This window comes from Bradyrhizobium sp. B039, from assembly GCF_038965675.1.
GTDB classification, from domain to species: Bacteria; Pseudomonadota; Alphaproteobacteria; order Rhizobiales; family Xanthobacteraceae; genus Bradyrhizobium; species Bradyrhizobium diazoefficiens.
On record NZ_CP152416.1, the window covers coordinates 7,739,431 to 7,755,212 of the forward strand.

21 protein-coding genes and 1 pseudogene are annotated in these 15,782 nt (G+C 57.3%); 3 read left to right on the plus strand and 19 right to left on the minus strand.

All coding sequences use genetic code 11. The annotated features are described in order from the left end of the window. Positions 1-87: 87 nt before the first annotated feature. A complete protein-coding gene (locus tag AAFG50_RS36560) occupies positions 88-399 on the minus strand; it encodes a hypothetical protein (RefSeq protein WP_161170736.1) in 312 nt (103 codons plus the stop codon). A 74-nt stretch (positions 400-473) separates the two neighbouring features. On the opposite strand from AAFG50_RS36560, the gene AAFG50_RS36565 reads away from it, so the two are divergent. Next, positions 474-899, plus strand: coding sequence for an ArsC/Spx/MgsR family protein (locus AAFG50_RS36565; protein WP_011084576.1), 426 nt, complete (start codon positions 474-476; stop codon positions 897-899). A 209-nt stretch (positions 900-1,108) separates the two neighbouring features. Beyond that, the gene (locus AAFG50_RS36570) at positions 1,109-1,852 is read left to right on the plus strand and encodes an OmpW family outer membrane protein (RefSeq protein ID WP_018647470.1); all 744 of its coding nucleotides are present in this window, start codon (positions 1,109-1,111) and stop codon (positions 1,850-1,852) included. A gap of 405 nt (positions 1,853-2,257) precedes the next feature. Here the strand turns inward: AAFG50_RS36570 and AAFG50_RS36575 are convergent, their stop codons facing one another. The 11 genes from AAFG50_RS36575 to AAFG50_RS36625 form a co-directional block, all read right to left on the minus strand. After that, the gene (locus tag AAFG50_RS36575; protein WP_011084574.1) at positions 2,258-2,605 is read right to left on the minus strand and encodes a (2Fe-2S) ferredoxin domain-containing protein; all 348 of its coding nucleotides are present in this window, start codon (positions 2,603-2,605) and stop codon (positions 2,258-2,260) included. Positions 2,606-3,324: 719 nt separating this feature from the next. Beyond that, a complete protein-coding gene (locus AAFG50_RS36580; RefSeq protein WP_011084572.1) occupies positions 3,325-3,669 on the minus strand; it encodes a hypothetical protein in 345 nt (114 codons plus the stop codon). 33 nt (positions 3,670-3,702) lie between these two features. After that, complete coding sequence (locus tag AAFG50_RS36585) at positions 3,703-4,062, minus strand: DUF3024 domain-containing protein (protein ID WP_018647468.1); 360 nt, start codon at positions 4,060-4,062, stop codon at positions 3,703-3,705. Continuing rightward, positions 4,001-4,318 (minus strand): hypothetical protein, encoded by a 318-nt coding sequence (locus AAFG50_RS36590; RefSeq protein ID WP_014497965.1) that lies wholly within the window; start codon positions 4,316-4,318, stop codon positions 4,001-4,003. The genes AAFG50_RS36585 and AAFG50_RS36590 overlap by 62 nt, the downstream gene beginning before the upstream one ends. Then, a complete protein-coding gene (locus AAFG50_RS36595) occupies positions 4,315-4,629 on the minus strand; it encodes a nitrogen fixation protein NifZ (RefSeq protein WP_026312710.1) in 315 nt (104 codons plus the stop codon). Before AAFG50_RS36595 ends, AAFG50_RS36590 begins: the two co-directional genes overlap by 4 nt. Positions 4,630-4,879: 250 nt before the next feature. Next, positions 4,880-5,104: a 4Fe-4S binding protein gene (locus AAFG50_RS36600; RefSeq protein ID WP_011084569.1), complete on the minus strand. Its 225-nt coding sequence runs from the start codon at positions 5,102-5,104 to the stop codon at positions 4,880-4,882. A 10-nt stretch (positions 5,105-5,114) separates the two neighbouring features. Then, entirely contained in the window at positions 5,115-6,614 is a 1,500-nt protein-coding gene (gene nifB / locus AAFG50_RS36605; protein WP_011084568.1) for a nitrogenase cofactor biosynthesis protein NifB, read from the minus strand. A 747-nt stretch (positions 6,615-7,361) separates the two neighbouring features. Then, positions 7,362-7,586 (minus strand): putative nitrogen fixation protein NifT, encoded by a 225-nt coding sequence (gene nifT / locus AAFG50_RS36610; protein ID WP_011084566.1) that lies wholly within the window; start codon positions 7,584-7,586, stop codon positions 7,362-7,364. Continuing rightward, the gene (gene nifS, locus AAFG50_RS36615) at positions 7,583-8,764 is read right to left on the minus strand and encodes a cysteine desulfurase NifS (protein ID WP_011084565.1); all 1,182 of its coding nucleotides are present in this window, start codon (positions 8,762-8,764) and stop codon (positions 7,583-7,585) included. Before nifS ends, nifT begins: the two co-directional genes overlap by 4 nt. Further along, positions 8,761-9,054 (minus strand): hypothetical protein, encoded by a 294-nt coding sequence (locus AAFG50_RS36620; protein WP_131234256.1) that lies wholly within the window; start codon positions 9,052-9,054, stop codon positions 8,761-8,763. The genes nifS and AAFG50_RS36620 overlap by 4 nt, the downstream gene beginning before the upstream one ends. A 33-nt stretch (positions 9,055-9,087) precedes the next feature. Continuing rightward, complete coding sequence (locus AAFG50_RS36625; RefSeq protein WP_011084564.1) at positions 9,088-9,408, minus strand: iron-sulfur cluster assembly accessory protein; 321 nt, start codon at positions 9,406-9,408, stop codon at positions 9,088-9,090. A 259-nt stretch (positions 9,409-9,667) separates the two neighbouring features. On the opposite strand from AAFG50_RS36625, the gene AAFG50_RS36630 reads away from it, so the two are divergent. Beyond that, positions 9,668-10,258, plus strand: a complete 591-nt coding sequence (locus AAFG50_RS36630; RefSeq protein WP_014497969.1) for a hypothetical protein — start codon at positions 9,668-9,670, stop codon at positions 10,256-10,258. 21 nt (positions 10,259-10,279) lie between these two features. On the opposite strand, the gene AAFG50_RS36635 is transcribed toward AAFG50_RS36630, so the two are convergent. The 7 genes and pseudogenes from AAFG50_RS36635 to nifN all read right to left on the minus strand — a co-directional run bounded on the left by AAFG50_RS36635 (position 10,280) and on the right by nifN (position 15,777). Continuing rightward, complete coding sequence (locus AAFG50_RS36635; protein ID WP_018647465.1) at positions 10,280-10,663, minus strand: Rieske (2Fe-2S) protein; 384 nt, start codon at positions 10,661-10,663, stop codon at positions 10,280-10,282. Positions 10,664-11,261: 598 nt separating this feature from the next. Further along, positions 11,262-12,095, minus strand: coding sequence for a host specificity protein (locus AAFG50_RS36640; protein ID WP_223153749.1), 834 nt, complete (start codon positions 12,093-12,095; stop codon positions 11,262-11,264). Positions 12,096-12,988: 893 nt separating this feature from the next. Then, positions 12,989-13,282 carry a ferredoxin III, nif-specific gene (fdxB, locus tag AAFG50_RS36645; protein WP_011084559.1) on the minus strand — a complete coding sequence of 98 codons (294 nt, stop codon included), beginning with the start codon at positions 13,280-13,282 and terminating at the stop codon, positions 12,989-12,991. A gap of 10 nt (positions 13,283-13,292) precedes the next feature. Beyond that, on the minus strand, positions 13,293-13,487 hold the full coding sequence (locus AAFG50_RS36650; protein WP_026312876.1) for a CCE_0567 family metalloprotein: 195 nt from the start codon (positions 13,485-13,487) through the stop codon (positions 13,293-13,295). Between the two features lie 19 nt (positions 13,488-13,506). Continuing rightward, positions 13,507-13,969 (minus strand): annotated as a pseudogene (locus AAFG50_RS36655) (NifX-associated nitrogen fixation protein). Between the two features lie 6 nt (positions 13,970-13,975). Then, positions 13,976-14,371 carry a nitrogen fixation protein NifX gene (nifX, locus tag AAFG50_RS36660; protein WP_011084556.1) on the minus strand — a complete coding sequence of 132 codons (396 nt, stop codon included), beginning with the start codon at positions 14,369-14,371 and terminating at the stop codon, positions 13,976-13,978. Next, positions 14,368-15,777, minus strand: a complete 1,410-nt coding sequence (gene nifN, locus AAFG50_RS36665; RefSeq protein ID WP_011084555.1) for a nitrogenase iron-molybdenum cofactor biosynthesis protein NifN — start codon at positions 15,775-15,777, stop codon at positions 14,368-14,370. Before nifN ends, nifX begins: the two co-directional genes overlap by 4 nt. Between the last annotated feature and the right edge of the window lie 5 nt (positions 15,778-15,782).

The window sequence follows — 15,782 nt, forward strand, 5'->3', positions numbered from 1 at the left end:
GGAGCGCATCGCTCGCCTTACACGTCGGCGTGCACTCAGCCCTCACTCAGTGTTGCTGCCGCTTATCAGCAACAGCCGTGCCAAGGTCTAACCCGGCACCTTAAGCTTCTGATTACGTTTCCAAAAGCAACCAGCCGGCGCGCGATCGTAGGCTGTTTTGGATCTGACAAGATCTGCCCGGCTGTCAGACAACGAACAAACAATCGCAAACATGAACGCCAACAGCCAAATAGGCTGACTTAGCCGATGCCGCCATTGTGGAACAGAACTTGCTGCCGCTCGCGCAAGCTCAGCCATGTGAGGAGTAAAGATGCCGGACGGAGTCAAAATGAGACGGGCCAGCGGCTTTGCAAATTCGCTGAGGGCGCACCATGCGCTGATATTGACGTTGACTGTCAAGAACTTCGAATGGCTCCCGGGAAGCAGCAGCCCTGTGCTATTCGCCCAGCATAGCACGCCTACATAGGTACGCCGTGGCTACAATCATCTTTTATCAGAAGCCCGGCTGCGCCACGAACGCGCGTCAGATTCAAGCGCTAAAGTCCGCCGGTCATGACGTGGTCGTCCAGGACATCTTGAAGGAGCCATGGCATGCGGACGAATTGCGCAGCTTCTTTCGCAATATGCCCGTCGGCTCCTGGTTCAACCGAGCCGCGCCTCGTGTCAAGTCGGGCGAAGTCAATCTCGATTCTATCGACGCGGCGAGCGCACTCGCATTGATGGTGAGTGATCCACTCCTGATACGACGACCGTTGATCGACTTAGACGGAATACGATGTGCCGGGCTCGATCGCGAGCCCGCGCTGTCGCTGCTTGGCCACCAGACGCAGGAGCATCTCCAGGGATGCCTGCACCAAGCAACTCGCACGCGCTGCCCGAAGATGGGATCAAGCGAATGAGCCTGTTCCGGACGATCACACCAGAAGAATGACGTTCTCGACTTGCGGCTTGCTTGGCGCGAGTATTTCCTTTAGCAAAACGTGTTTCGCAGCTGTGATCCTGATGCAACTGAGCGGCACGATCGCTCCCATATTTGATTGGTATCAAATCTTTCGCCGTTCCTTATGTGTGACAGAGACCTTGCGCGGCTTCTCGCGCGACTTTTGGAATGGAGAATTCGATGAGAGCAAGAACAGTCCTGGCAACTGTATCGGTCTTCGCGCTAGCGACCTCGTTGGCCAGCAACTCGGTACGTGGTGCTGATCTGGGTCCGGCGCCGGTCTACTATAAAGCTCCCCCTATTGAACCCCGCAACCCGTGGATGATCCGCCTGCGCGTGCTTGGCGTTTTGCCGGATACCGCAGGCAGTTCCGTCAACGTTCCAGGGACGCCGTTGCTGTCATCACCCAACTCTGGGCTTTCGATCAGCGATCAAGCTATACCAGAGCTCGACATCACCTATTTCTTCACAGCTAACTTAGCCGCCGAACTCATTCTCGGCGTGACCAGCCATCACGTCAGCGGCAATGGCGCGCTCACAGGGCTCGATATCGGCAAAGCCTGGCTCTTGCCTCCTACACTGACCCTGCAATATCACTTCACCGATTTTGGGCCGCTTAAGCCCTATGTCGGCGCGGGCATCAACTACACTGTATTCTTCAACCAATCGGCAGCCAATACTTCGCTCGCCGGGCTTTCCGTCACGGATCTAAACATCAAAAACCAATTCGGCGCGGCAGTCCAATTCGGTTTCGATTACATGCTCGATCGCCACTGGGGCCTCAACTTTGACGTTAAAAAGCTGTGGCTGCGGCCGGAGTACTCGGCCACCTTAAACAATGCGATTGCCGTTACGGGCCGCGCCCATATTGATCCATGGCTCGTCAGCGGCGGCGTCGCTTACAAGTTCTGACGTTAGAGCAGAGCCAGAGTGGAGAGGCCGTTTGATAAACTCGGATCCCAGCAGGATCATCGAGCTCGTCTCCTACTCTCGCCGGACTGACACGGAAAGCCGGCTGACGCGCCATCGACGCGTCAGCTCGCAAGAGAGGGAACCGCTGGCGTTGCTCGCGCTGCAAGTTACGAATCGCGCAGCACGTGAGTAACATTACACAAACGTCGACTCAGAATATGATCATACGTCTGTTTCGCCACGCTTAAGACCGAAGCCATTTTCCCATTTGCCTGATAAGAAGGCGATACGCCGCTGACAGCCTAATCTTGGCCGCGAAGTGCCCGGTTAATCTCAGACGATCCGCCCCCCAACGTCGAGCCGACCATGCTAGCTAACCCGGCAAGCGGCCGCCAAGCGACGCCTCTAGCTTCGCTTGAGCACTATCACAAGCCGGTCGACACGTTGGCCGTGCTTGAGGTGGGATATGACGATCTCGTCGACATCCTCAGGCGTGGTCGCGCGATACCAGACTCCGTCGGGATAGACAACCAGCAAAGGACCAGAGTTACAAAAGCCAAGGCAGCCCGCAGTCGCGAAGCCAATATCGTCGAGGCCTTGCGCTTCGATCGCCTTGCCCATTCGATCCCACAGAGCTTGCGCGCCGGAGGCGCCACAACTGCCGTGGGGATGGTTTGGCGGACGCTGCGTGTTGCACGCAAAGACATGGTGCCTATAGAGTTGAGGGAGATGAAATTCTTTTTCTGAGTTCACGCGCCTATCCTCTGATAGTGAATTTCAGCTGTCGGGATGAGATGTGAGCGCATAGCCGCCCGCAATGTCCAACGATGACCGTCCATTGGCGCATGGACACCTGCTGACACCAACTCCCGCTTGCGAAGGCAGTCGGAATGGTCGGGCGCCTTACTCGCTGTCGTCGCTGAGATGAGCGATAGGCACCTTCACGTCCGAAGGTCGCCTGCTGATCAATGACAACCTCTTCTCCCGGCATCGAGACCTCTCATTCATGCAACAATCCCCCCGATCAACTTTCTCGAAGAGCAAGTTGCACACCAAATGCGTCATAGCGCGCCTCACAATTGAGGGAAGTTGCGGCAATGCCGACGTTCTCGCCGCTATCAGCGATTGAATGCCCATGGCCTCGCTCAGAACAATAATGTCGGCCGGAGAGACGGCGTCGCCCTCGATCTGTTCACTCATCAAATCGCGGTTACCGGTTCGCTCAACCCGGCCCCGCCGTTTCCTGCTTTAAGGTATCGACAGCAGTTCGGCTCAACCGGAATACCCCGCGGCCACGAGCGAGCGGCTGATAAGCCGAGCTGGCACGGGTGTTGAGGACATCGAACCACCCGTTCGGAGTGAGCTTCCCTGGACGCTGGCCGATTTGTATCACCCGCCCATTCGGGGCGAAGCGGACGTGGATGATGATTTGTTGCAAGCTCATACCGATTCCTTATTTTGGCCGCTTACGATCACGAGCTGACACCCGACAAGCTCGACTGTAATGTGGTCGATTTCGAATATCTTAGCGGGACTCCTTCACGTGATTGCAGATGCGCGTCGTAGCACTGCTCGACCATGCGACACCACTCCAAGACATCATCGGTAGGCTTGCACAGCACTGCGCCGTATTCGGCCGGCTCATTGCTCACGGCCCAACATTCCTTTGGCCAATGCGATCCCGGTCGCCCGCGTTGAGTGTCGAACTCACGCATCACGCCCCGCCCGCGGCGCAGCTGGACAAAGGGACCCATGCCGTCGCTATCGGCAGCAAGCAGCCGTTCGATCTCGATCAATTCCTCGGTCGTGATCGCCATCGTCGTTCTTCTATCCTCGGGGACGGTGGTCCTTCATTGCCAGAACAGGCGCTCAGGATCCGCATTCAATTCGTCGATTGCAGGGATCAAGCGATGATAGAGGCTGTAAAATTCCCAGACTCCCCCCGCATGATTTTTGCGAAACAGCTTCCAGATCCCGGTCACGCCATCATAAAGGATCAGCGCGACATCGACGAGCGCGCCATCCTTGTCGATATTGCGCGAGCAGCAGGGACTCTCGATGCAGTAGCCGCCCCACACGGGCGTCACGTTTGGCGAGACGTAGAGATAGCGCTTCCGCGCGCTCAAGCCGCGTTCGATCCGTTTGCGATCAAGCTCGTTGGGATGACGCGCCAACCCCGGTTTTACTTTCCTCATCAGTGCGGAATTCATGATGAAAGCCTCCCTTCAATGCCTTTTGATGTTCTCTTGAACTCCAGCAGATGAGCAGCTCCTCACCAAAATCAACGATAAAGATAGGCTCATGCGCTTTGTTGTTGAGAGTATCGATGACGGTCTGGCGGCTCGGCCTGGCGGCGAGCGAAGCTCCGTCCGTCTCCGTATCGACCGATGAGCGGTGCTTGATCAGGTCGGCTGTCGGTTTACCCCGCTGGCCCCACCAATATTTTGGAAAACCTCGCTGAGTCATGACTCCTCCGGTAGTGGCAAATCATCGACCTCCTCGCCTGCATCCACTGGCTCAAGTTCCTTGCGTTTCATGCCAACGCGGTGGCCGCTTTCCAAAAACTCCACGCCGTAGATGTAGAATTGCTGCAAGAACGTGCCGATCGAGACGACGTAGCCCACCTCCCCCTTCTTGACCAAGACGTCTCCGATCTCCTTGCCGGGATAGGTGCCATCATTCCGGATGACGCGATTGGCGCGAAGCTTTTGGCCAAAGCTGAAGGCGGGTGGGTCGCTTAGCTCGACGGCGTCGCTATCCCGGAGAATTCTGTTCATATTTCGCTCCTCATGCACCGACGGCGCGGGGGCACGCCGAGGGGACACTCTGCTCCGCATCACGAGGCGCCCTCGAGCGCCGAAATGTCGCCAGGCTGTGCTGCCCGCCAGCAACAGCCCCATCGCAGGAATCCAGAGCGGCCACCGTCCGTAAGAGCAGACGCCGGCGCCTGCGGAGCCGCCAGTTCGCAGCGCGACGTTTGGGACGTGTTCAGCACCAGCGATTGCATTGCCGGTCAGGCTCCACACTTCAGACGGGCGCCTGGTAGCGAGGCAAGGCCCTGTCAACCACGCAGGTGTTGTCGACCGGACAGGCAGCGGCACATTGCGGTTCGTCAAAATGCCCCACGCATTCGCTGCATTTCGCCGCTTCAATGACAAAGTTTCCCCCCTTCTCCGAAATAGCAACGTTCGGGCATAAAGGCTCGCAAGCTGAGCAGCTCGTGCACTGCGAGGCGATGATTTTGAATGGCACATATTCCTCCTTACGCCGCAGAGATCCGATCTCCAGGCCAACGCGGGGGCACGCCGCGCTGCACATGCTGGATCTCCCCGCGCTTTACTTTGCCGACATAGGCCCTGAACCAAGCGATCGTCGACTTCTCAATGTACTCATAGGCGAATTGATCGACCGGCTCGATCCCAGCCTTGATCAGGCCGCTCTTGGGGCAGCCGCCGATCTTAGCCACGAAGACCGCGTGGCAGTCACGGATGTCGCGCATGATCACGGATAGCCTATCTTCCTCGCCATAGCCGGCCTGGCAGTAACCCTCCACACGACGTAGCCCGACGAACTTGGCGCCGGATGTGGAGAGCTCGTACAGTTGGAATTCCTTTGCATGTCCAAAGTGCTCGTTGATCAATCCCGAGCCCTTAGTTGCGACGGCTACTAGAACAGTGATCGCGCTCATCTCTCCGGAGACTCCCGCCAACTCCTTTTGACCGGCCGCGACTTTGGAGACGCGCTCATTCTCTACCCTTTTTTGATAAGCCTTGCGCATCTCTAGGTCATAATGGACGTCCATTTTCATCACCTGATCATTGGTGAACTCCGCGCTGCGATCCTCGCCGAGTAGACCGACCGCATCAGCGCGGCACTGCCGGCAATGCCGCATCATGTTTATCTTCCCTTCGCAAGCATCTTGCAGCGTCTTCAATTCTTGAGCCGTCGGACCGCGCTGACCGTTGAGGCCAAATGCTGTTCCGTGCTCGGGTACGGAGATCAGCGGCATGATATTGTGAAGGAAGGCACCGCGCGACGTGACCGCCTTGTTGACCTCGACCAGGTGGTCATCATTGATATTGGGGATCATCACCGAGTTGATCTTGCACAAAATGCCCCGTTCGCTAAGCATCTCGAGCCCTTGAAGCTGGCGATTGGTGAGTATCCTTGCCGCCTCGATGCCGGTGTATCGCTTGTGGTTGAAGAAGATCCATGGATAAATCTTGGCTCCGATTTCAGGATCGACCATGTTGATGGTGATGGTGACGTGGTCAACTTTGGCCCTCACGATGGTATCGACATAGTCTGGCAGCGCTAGTCCGTTGGTTGACAGACACAGCTTGATGTCAGGAGCAGCCTCGGTGACCAACGCGAGCGTTTTGAACGTCTTTGCTGGATTGGCCAGGGCATCGCCGGGACCAGCGATGCCAAGTACCGTCATCTGCGGAATGGTCGTCGCGACCGCGATCACTTTTCTCACTGCCTGCTCAGGGGTGAGCTTCTCGCTCACCACACCCGGACGCGATTCATTGGCGCAGTCGTATTTTCGGTTGCAGTAGTTGCACTGGATATTGCAGGCAGGTGCGACCGCGACATGCATGCGAGCGTAATGATGGTGCGCATCCTCGCTGTAACAGGGATGGTTTTTCACCCTTTCCCAGATTTCGACCGGCAGATCGCCTCGGCCGGCCTGCGAGCCGCAGCTCGCCCGCCCGGTCTTCGCCGAAGCGCGGCAGCCCTTATGCTCGGTTATGGACTGCATGATCTTCCCGCTATTGACCGCTGCTTTGATATATTTTCCGCGCTCCACGACCGAGATCACTCCCCTGCAAGCATCGACGCCCACAGATCATCCTAGAGCGCGCTTCAGGAAGATTAGCAACTTGCATGCCGTGGCGAGGATGATGCGAATGCAACCACAGTACACCGAGTAGGCGCAGCGATAGCGTTGGCACTTGCAAGACAGCAATGATGAGCTTGTTGGCAAAGCGACAGATGCGTCGCCATTCTCACTCGGGGCTCCATCTCGTGTGCTTTTCACTCTCGCGGGGCTCGCCCCGATCCAGCTCATCTGAACGGGCTTTCGCGCGCTGCCGCTCTCAATTGGCCCGATCCGAACTGGGGAAGCCGGACATCATAAGGCCAATACTAGGGCAACACGCGTCCGAATATGACAGGCAGCAATGAGGGCCAAAGATGATGGTGCAATCGCCTTGTCCCGACTGGCTGAGTAAACCCCGCCTCATCAATGCCGTCGCGGCGGGCCGACGTTTGCTGATCTTGATATGCTGCGCCGCAGCCAGTCGACCCCCAAAGCCCCGAGACAGCGCCGACTTACCGGCGAATAAGCCGACCGATGCATCTGGTGTGCTCAGCACATCGCATTTTCAATTCCCTGATGCCAGGACGAGAGAGACGACAATGATCTCGGTCCCCAGGGCGGGCGCCAAGGTCCGCGAGAGTAACCTTTGCATCCGCCGCATCGACAGCGCTCATCTCCGTGAGCGCTTCATGGATCGTCGCCGCTCTCATCCCGCTTCTTCGCGTCGATTGTGATCGGTAACCGTGTGTCGCTCGCCATCTCGGGCAAATCGAGCACCCAACCGTTAGCGACTTTGATCCAGCCGCCCCATAGGGTCTCGTACTCGGAGGCCACGATTGACTCTTCGATATCCTTTTTTGGCACGTAGATTGACAAGCCCGTGTCCGGAGAGCGGCGGATCATGATTTTCACGAGGTCTGCTCCCTGACCGTGGCGCGGGAGCTGGCGCGCATGCGAGTCACGATATCTGACACAGCGCACACGGCCTCATCGACTTCGGCGAGGGAGGTTTCGCGCGAAAGAGAAAAGCGCACGGCGCCGTGCATCCGCCACGCAGGCACCTGCATGGCACGCAGAACATGCGATGGCTGCATTGAGCCCGACCTGCAGGCTGACCCGAGCGATACGGCGATGCCCGCCCGGTTAAGACGGTGGGCAATCGCTTCACCTTCGAGATGGTCGAAGGCAATATTAGTCGTATTCGCCAAACGATTGCGAATGTCGCCAAGCACAACGCACTCGCCATTGCGCAAAATTCCCTGCTCAAGGCGGTCACGTAACGCGCCAATGCGGATGCGCTCGGGTTCAAGCCGCTCCGCCGCAAGTTCGGCAGCTTTTCCTAGTCCGACGATTCCGGGAATATTCTCGGTCCCAGCGCGCCGCCCTCGTTCCTGTGATCCGCCGCAGATCAGCGGCTGGAATTTTGTCCCTTTACGCAAATATAACGCACCTACCCCCTTCGGGCCGTGCAGTTTGTGCGCGGATAGTGAAAGCATGTCGATCGTGCTGTCCTTTAGGTTTAAGCGTACTTTACCAATGGCCTGCACCGCATCTGTGTGAAATAGCGCTCCCGCCTCACGGGTCCACCCGGCCAGACACTTCACGGGAAATATCGTTCCGGTCTCGTTATTGGCCCACATAACCGAGGCAATCGCTGTGCGTGGCCCAAGCGCGCAGCGAAACGCCTCGATGTCGAGCCGGCCGCAAGCATCTACGGCAATAATGCGCGTCTTGACTCCCCTTGCCGCCAATTGCTCCGTTAGCGCAAGTACGGCGGAGTGCTCAACCGAAGTGGTGACAACCTCGTCTCGACCTTCCTGGGTTGCAAGTGCCGAGAGGATTGCGGCATTATTGGCTTCGGTCCCTCCCGAGGTGAAGACGATTTCGTGATCGTATGCACTACCTAGCAGGCCGCTCAAGCTTCTCCGTGCCTGCCTCACCGCAATTGCGGCCTCGTTGCCAAAGGCATGCGCGGACGAGGCATTGCCGAATTGCTCAGTGAAGAAAGGCAACATGGTTTGCACGACGGATGGATCAGTTCGCGTCGTTGCATTGTTATCGAGGTAAATCGGCGCTCGATTCTCGCTCACTGCACCACCCCGCCTGCAGCAACAACGAGGACCAGGCGATCCAAACCTCCGATCTTACCTACCAGGTGCCCCTGAATCCCTTCTAGACTCACGCTCGGAAGCTTGTACGGCTTGCCAGCATTGTCGAGCCGCGCCAAGAGCATGCTGCTATCGTGCCGATCAGCTAACAGGCGCCAGCTTCGGCTTGGCGATTGGGTCCGATCTCTTCGTTCGCGCAGCGAACGGGACCCTCTCGCATCGTGGGGATCGACGAGTTCTTCAGTCGGTCTGGTTCGGCCGGTGTGGTTCATTGCCCTTTCCTTATCGCCTGATCAATGTTTCCATCAGCCGAATGATTTTCCACAGGAGCAGTTGGTGGCCGCGTTCGGGTTATGAAAGGTAAAGCCAGAGCTCTCCGGTGCCAGCACGAAATCGATGGTTGTGCCGGCCAGATGCTCTCGGCTCTTGCTATCGACAAACACCTTGAGCCCATCGCAGTCGATCACGGTGTCGTCAGGCTTTGGCTCATCGGCGATGCCCATCTTGTATTTGAATCCATTGCAGCCGCCTGCTTCGATCATGACGCGCAGACCACCCGCCCGCCGCTCCGAAGATGAAATCGCGCTCTTGATTGCATTGACTGCGCTATCGGTCAGGTTGATCACGTCTTTGCCTCGTCAGCTTAGGCCCAGCTAAGAGCAAGTCACGTGCCAGCGCGCAGACGCCTGATGATGCTCATTTCCGCGCCCCTTGGCTGGCAACGGATGTCGGGTTCCTGACAAGGCACGTAAGGCGGTGCCAGCCACCGGCGCGTTTTCTTTCCGAGCTTCACTGAACGCCGCCACGCAGGCGACGGCAGGCAATTTGCATCGCATCTGGCTCCGACAACGCGTCGGTGAAGAGCATAGATCAAGGACAGATTTAATGACCGCTATCGAGAACACTGCACTCGGCAGACTTGAGAAGGAGAGCCGCCTTCTCAACGCCGTATTCAAAGGCGCGACCACCAAGCCGGGTCGGTTCGGCTTTCGCGGCGACGTCGCACTAAAGTTCCAGACTCAGGTCGCGGACGAGAAACGACCGCCAGACTATTCCATTGAGCAGGTTCTGACGATCGCCCAAAACGGAGAACGCACTATCCCCGTGCTGGCCGGCTACCTACATTCCTTCGCGTATCTTGTTGACGTCGCGACCGTCCTCGACGGTGCCTTGAGCCCAATCGGCAGCTATTTCATTTTCTGCAACAACATCGATTTGCTGGCGAAGTATCGAGTTAAGCTCGGCGATATTAACTTCCACGTCTTACCCTGCGATGAATCCACGGTTTGGAAGGAGATGATGGACTTGGTCGGGCTGAACAAGGACGACATCAAGAAGCTCGATCCGGCCGGCAAGCTTGATTACCTCCTCGATGCCACAAGGGATCTCGATCTATCCTATGAGGAAATCTCGTATGACGACGGACTAAAGAGGATGGAGGCTGTGAAAAACCGCAACGAGAACCGCCCGGTCTGAGGGCGGTCTTCAGTTGTTGGCTCATGCATCGTCCTCCGCGAGATGCACACCGACGGCGCAGATGTCGCCATCCACAACTACCAACGCGATCGGCGTAAGCGCTCTACCTTGACATGGACCTTCGACGCACCGCCCGGTGCCGAGTTCGAAGGTCGAACCGTGCTTGCCGCACATCAGCCGGATACCGTTTGGATCGAGGAATTCGTTCTGCTCCCAGTCCAAATTGACGCTGTGGTGCGGGCATTTATTGACATAGCCAAGCACCTTCTTGCCCCATCGCACCACAATGACGGGCCACGGCCGGTGATTGCCGTCATCTTCGAGGACCATAAGATGAAATCCGATGGCCTGGCGGCTCGGAATGTCGTTAAAGCTGCAAATCGCATAGACGAGAGTTGGCTGCATAGGTTGCTCTTGCAAGACTTAATTGTCGCTGTGCAATTGCCCCTGCAATAACCGTACGAGCGCCGAAACGAATCGTGTCTGGTCATCCGACGCGCAAACTTGGCTATTTCAGCAGATCTCGTTGCACAGCGGCGTATATTTCAGACAAAGGAACATTGAGCCTTCTCGTTCCCTCCGTGCTAGCTGCAGAACTGCTGCTCCGCGCTCCGGGCTTGCCGGACGGCCAAACGCGGCGGATGTCGCTGCTGCTCGTTAATGGCCACGCCGCATAGCGGGGCCACGGTGCCCTCCGATGGCGTATGTCTCACGGCGTCGCGGCCTTCGCAGAAGAGCCATGTGCTCGCTTCCAGCCGGCGCAGGGCGCGCGCAGCGAGCGCGCGCCCCCTTTGAACTAAGACTGTTGCGCCCGCGCTTTGAACGGTCAAACGCCCATCACTTCAGGTTCGGTGTTGCTATTGCAGCCACCTTACTCCATGCGCGTTCGGCAACATGCACTTCAAGCAAGGTGACGGCTCATCGTGCAACAATTCGCTTTCGAAACTGAGTGTCGATATCACTGCTCTCAGCTTTCGAAAAATGGCTCAGGGTCGCCGTTGCGTTACTCCATGCTTAGCCCCGTGAAGACGCGCTCCAAATAGACTGACGGATCATCTTCGTCAGAATAGTCCGCCTGGACCGTCGATTCAGCGGCGGCATCATCATCCTCCACCTTACTAAGGTACTTCGTAGGCTTGCCTACTCGCTGCCACTGGTCGTTCTCATTCTTCGTCCACACCTCGGGATGCTGGTGAGGATCAAGCACCCAGTGATTTCGACCCACATGAACAAAACCCATTTCTGCTAGGCGGGGTTCCATGCCGGGCAAGCCTGGTTTTGACAAGATCAAGGGATCATCACCATCCTCTCTCAGCTGGTGCTCAAGCAAAATATCGCCCGCGTTCTCAACCAGGGGATGAGTGACCCGAAGGTCCACCACGGACGTGAGATCGTTGCGCCCAAACTTTTCCCGGAAGGTCTCCCCCTTGATCCGAACCGGACCTCCTGCTCTCAACAGGCCAACTGTTTCGTCACCCAATTGATAGCTGAAGAAGCGCACGGGCCTGGCTGGATCATAGTGAGTGGCGCTATAGCTGCCAGCAACCGTTGCTGCCCGCTCAGCTTTCTTTGATACGAAGTCTGAGTACTCTTGCGGATTAATGGCGATGTTCATGATGTCGCGGCCCAAAAATCTCCGCAGCCCTCGATCGAAGGAACGCTGGTCGATCTCAACAATGGGCGGACCGGAATTCAGATAGTACGCCCTTGTTTCAGATGACGACCCGCCTGGCTCCATACCTGCAAGTGTTTCCGCAAAGCGGGGGCTATCTCCCGGTTCATCAACTTGATTAGCGCTTGTGGATTGGCTGGATGAGCCAACGACTCTGCCATACATCAGATCGCTCTCCTATCGGCAACATTGCACGCGATTGAGCTCATGCCGCGCAAGCTCGCGTTCATAATATACAACCTAACTGACCACAACCTGACCTAAGCATCTGCCGGCGCTCGGAGGCTGCGGCTGCGCAATCCGCAAGCGAGTCACGCACCCGCTGGCCAGCAATCGCAGGCTGATGGCGTGCGATATTGTCCGCGCTTGATCATCAAAAATGTGACGTTCAACGGCGCAGATCTGCAGCACCGCCCTTTACTTTCGGTCGTCGCTGCCATTGACCAATGCAGCCGTCTATCGAGGATCGGCGGCGTGCGCGCAGAATTGCTGCCCGGTGCTTTTGTCGCGGCGTCCGCGACTCGCACGTGCTATTGCACTGTCATCCAATTCGGAGCAGCACCATCCGGTCCCAGGATAGAATCGCGAAGACACAGGTGCCACCATCACATGCGCTTCAACGCGATCGGCGGCTATGATCGGCCGGACAATTGTAAAACCCGTGGACCGCGGCAGACTTTCGCTCCTGCCGATCCCGCAACCGAAGGCCACAGGATAGGATGAGCACGACTGGCTCCGAAGGAAGTGCCTATTCGGAAAACCGACTAGACGACCACGACGGTAATATGATCGCCCGCCCAAGGCCAAGTCGCTTTTCGAAAAAAACGCGGATCCTGCGATACGAGCGAGACTTGCAAGCAGGCGCCAGACAGCCGGTATGGCTTGCCTCGGGGCTGAGCAGCATTCGGCCATGCGCATCTCCGCTCGTTCCGTCTTGCCATTCAGGGAAAAAATCGGGCCATTCGGGCCGGCTGGCACGAGTCTCCGTTGCGGATTGACCTGATCCAGCGGGGCCTCCCTCCACGCGCTGCGGCGAACGGGAGATAGATCCCCTTCGCTCATGCAGCTGCGGCTGGGACGTGGGTCTGGCAGCTGGCCGGGCAAACCCTATCGCACGCACCGCAGCCGATGCAGGCGCCCTGATCGTTCAGAACCATAATCTTTTTTTCGACTTCATCGTCCGCGTCATTGTCAAGGTTGACGAGTTCGCCCTCCTCGTTGATGCCTTTCAAAGTCATGACATCTTGACCGCACACCTTGAAACAGCGGCCACAGCCGATGCACTTCTTGGCATCGATCGAGGCTAGGTATTGTGGCATCCAGTCGCGGCCGTCTCGCGTTGCAAATGACATGCATTGCCCTTCAAGTATTTTCCAGCTCTTTTAGCTCGCGACTCTTGCGCTCCAGTTCGACATAGACATCGTACGCCTTCTGCGCCACCGCCATAATCGACGTCCAGTTGATGGGCAATTCTTCCGAAAGGTCGTGCAGATCCATCTTGGCCTGTATCGCCTTGGCGGACACTTTCTTTAGTTCGGCCTTCAGTATTTCACTGATCGCCCATGAGTGAGTATCCTCAATAGTTAGCCACGTCTGGAAATTTCCGAATCAGGCCAATTCCCTCGCTGACATATCTATCCCCCTCTTGAGCCAGCTTGACGCAATTATCGAATCCCAAGCGATGCACGTCGCGCAGCTGCTTGTTTACGGCGACCAACCGCCCTGCGATGAGCACTATGCGCCCGAAGCCTTCATGATGCAGCTTCAGGATCGGCTGAACCATAATGCCGGTCTCCCTCTCTACTGACAGGCCGACCGCATTGAAGAACAACTCAAGCCGCCATAGTGTATTGGGATCGGGATCACCGATGATCGGCAATGCGCGTCGTCTCTCCCTGTTCAGGATAGGGTTCGAGCAGATCAAGGTCGCTCTTCCCTTCCCAGGCTTCATTGGTATCCTGGGCGCGCCAAAGCTTGACTAACTCGATTAGAAATGGTGCGTCGACGACGCTGCCCTGCTGCGCTATTTTTGCGGTCATATCATCTCATTCGTCGAACTCAAACGATCGCGGTTGGTCCTTTGCAAGGACCTTGCGCAGCCAGGGAGGTGGCGTGCCCTTCAGCACCGACTCGAGCTTTTCCAGCAACACGTGAATGCTTTCCGGTTTGCTCACCTTGATAGGATGAATTTTGCTGGCCACCACTCGCGCAGCCGCGGCACCACCAATGGCCGCGACGTATAGGATGGCGCAATCCTTGATCGCCTGGATCTTTGGCGCCAACTTGTCACCACTGCCGTCCTCCTCAAGATCGCCCTCAAACTCGATAGCTTTAAGAAAGACATGCCCGCTGGGCGCGACATCGTAGATTGCAATATTCTTTGCCCAGCCAAAATGAGCATCGACGCGTCTCAGATCCTGAGTGGCAAAAGCGACCTTCATGCAATTGACCTTTCAGGCGCGCCAGTGGAGCGGCGATGCCCCACGTGTTGTGGCAGTCCGGGCGTGGTCCGCCACCTATCGGGTGTAGGTCGGTCATTCTCGTCGCGATGCGCGATCACGAGATTGGCGATTTGGAAGATCACATTGCGGGTACCACGATAGCCGACGGATACTTGGTGGCCCGCGCCAAGCCGATCGAATATCGGAAAACCTACGCGATAGAACGGCACTTTCAGCCGCCCCGCCGCTTGCCTTCCATGCGAATGCGTGATCAGCAGATCGCAATGCTTTTCTTTTGCAAATCCTTCCAGATCTTCGAGGTCACCAATGAGAACCTCCTTGGTCCTGATTCGCTCGATCACCTCAGACTGAGTGGTCGTCACGGCGACGGTCACCTGCGCGCCCATATCGTGCAGCATGCCGGATAAATCGAACAGAAGGTCTGGCTCGGCACCGATCGCGACTTTGCGGCCGCCAATATGGAAGTGCGCGTCCAACATAGCATCGGCGAGCTGACTGCGCTGGCGTCGATATTTCGAGGGTATCGGGCGCCCGCTAATCTCGCTCAAAAACATCATGAAATCGTCGTTTGGATGAAGACCACACAGTCGCTCGAACACACGAAAAGGCACCCCGGTTTTAGTCTGCATGACCTCAGCCGCGCGCTGCATCTGCGCACCGATTGCAATGGTCCACCCTGCGCGCCCCATGCTCGCGATCTCGTCGACGTCAATGCCGCCGATGGTCGTTGACGTAAACTCATCGGGGATATGCCCGTCGAGCGATCCCGCCAAGTCAGGGAGAAAGGAGGGGTACAATCCGAAATCCTCCAGCAAGGCACGGAGTTCATCAAGGTCGCCGGGCGTCAGGTGACACCCCGGTAGAACATTTACCTTCGAGGGGTCCCGCAGGCCATTGGCACTTGGCCGGTCCACCAGCACCTCCACCATGCGTGCAACTGCCTTCTCCCACCCATCCTGGAACGCGCCCTTGAAATCAGGCGTTGATACATATACGAGCGGCAACTTTGTGAGTTGCGGATACGCACTCCGGATTAGTTTGAGGTACGCTTCCACATCGTCGCCGTTGGTCTCGGTGACACCGGTCGAGCAGATTCCGATGATCTTCGGCTTAGCGCGCTTGGAGATGTTAAGTATCGCCTGCTCCAAATTTTCATATCCGCCGAGTACGGTCGCGACCTCGCTCATCGCGGTGGTCTGCAGCGGTATTGCTTCTTTGAAGTGCCGGACAAAGAGCGTGAGACCGAAGGATGTGCACCCCTGTGAGCCGTGCAGAAGCGGCATCGCACCGCGCAGCCCCATGAAGGCGTATGCGCCGCCGATCGGCTGGCTCATCTTCAGCGGGTTGACAACGCAGGCTTTTGTCGGCGCCGTGACCAGGGCCATGGCGA

What these genes read in the sequence shown, in the direction of transcription:
- AAFG50_RS36570 (WP_018647470.1), top strand. Translation starts at nt 1,109, where the DNA reads ATGGAGAATTCGATGAGAGCAAGAACAGTCCTGGCAACTGTATCGGTC.
- AAFG50_RS36580 (WP_011084572.1), bottom strand. Translation starts at nt 3,669, where the DNA reads ATGGCGATCACGACCGAGGAATTGATCGAGATCGAACGGCTGCTTGCT.
- AAFG50_RS36585 (WP_018647468.1), bottom strand. Translation starts at nt 4,062, where the DNA reads ATGAATTCCGCACTGATGAGGAAAGTAAAACCGGGGTTGGCGCGTCAT.
- AAFG50_RS36590 (WP_014497965.1), bottom strand. Translation starts at nt 4,318, where the DNA reads ATGACTCAGCGAGGTTTTCCAAAATATTGGTGGGGCCAGCGGGGTAAA.
- AAFG50_RS36595 (WP_026312710.1), bottom strand. Translation starts at nt 4,629, where the DNA reads ATGAACAGAATTCTCCGGGATAGCGACGCCGTCGAGCTAAGCGACCCA.
- nifB (WP_011084568.1), bottom strand. Translation starts at nt 6,614, where the DNA reads ATGCAGTCCATAACCGAGCATAAGGGCTGCCGCGCTTCGGCGAAGACC.
- AAFG50_RS36620 (WP_131234256.1), bottom strand. Translation starts at nt 9,054, where the DNA reads ATGAACCACACCGGCCGAACCAGACCGACTGAAGAACTCGTCGATCCC.
- AAFG50_RS36630 (WP_014497969.1), top strand. Translation starts at nt 9,668, where the DNA reads ATGACCGCTATCGAGAACACTGCACTCGGCAGACTTGAGAAGGAGAGC.
- AAFG50_RS36635 (WP_018647465.1), bottom strand. Translation starts at nt 10,663, where the DNA reads ATGCAGCCAACTCTCGTCTATGCGATTTGCAGCTTTAACGACATTCCG.
- AAFG50_RS36640 (WP_223153749.1), bottom strand. Translation starts at nt 12,095, where the DNA reads ATGTATGGCAGAGTCGTTGGCTCATCCAGCCAATCCACAAGCGCTAAT.
- fdxB (WP_011084559.1), bottom strand. Translation starts at nt 13,282, where the DNA reads ATGTCATTTGCAACGCGAGACGGCCGCGACTGGATGCCACAATACCTA.
- nifX (WP_011084556.1), bottom strand. Translation starts at nt 14,371, where the DNA reads ATGAAGGTCGCTTTTGCCACTCAGGATCTGAGACGCGTCGATGCTCAT.
- nifN (WP_011084555.1), bottom strand. Translation starts at nt 15,777, where the DNA reads ATGGCCCTGGTCACGGCGCCGACAAAAGCCTGCGTTGTCAACCCGCTG.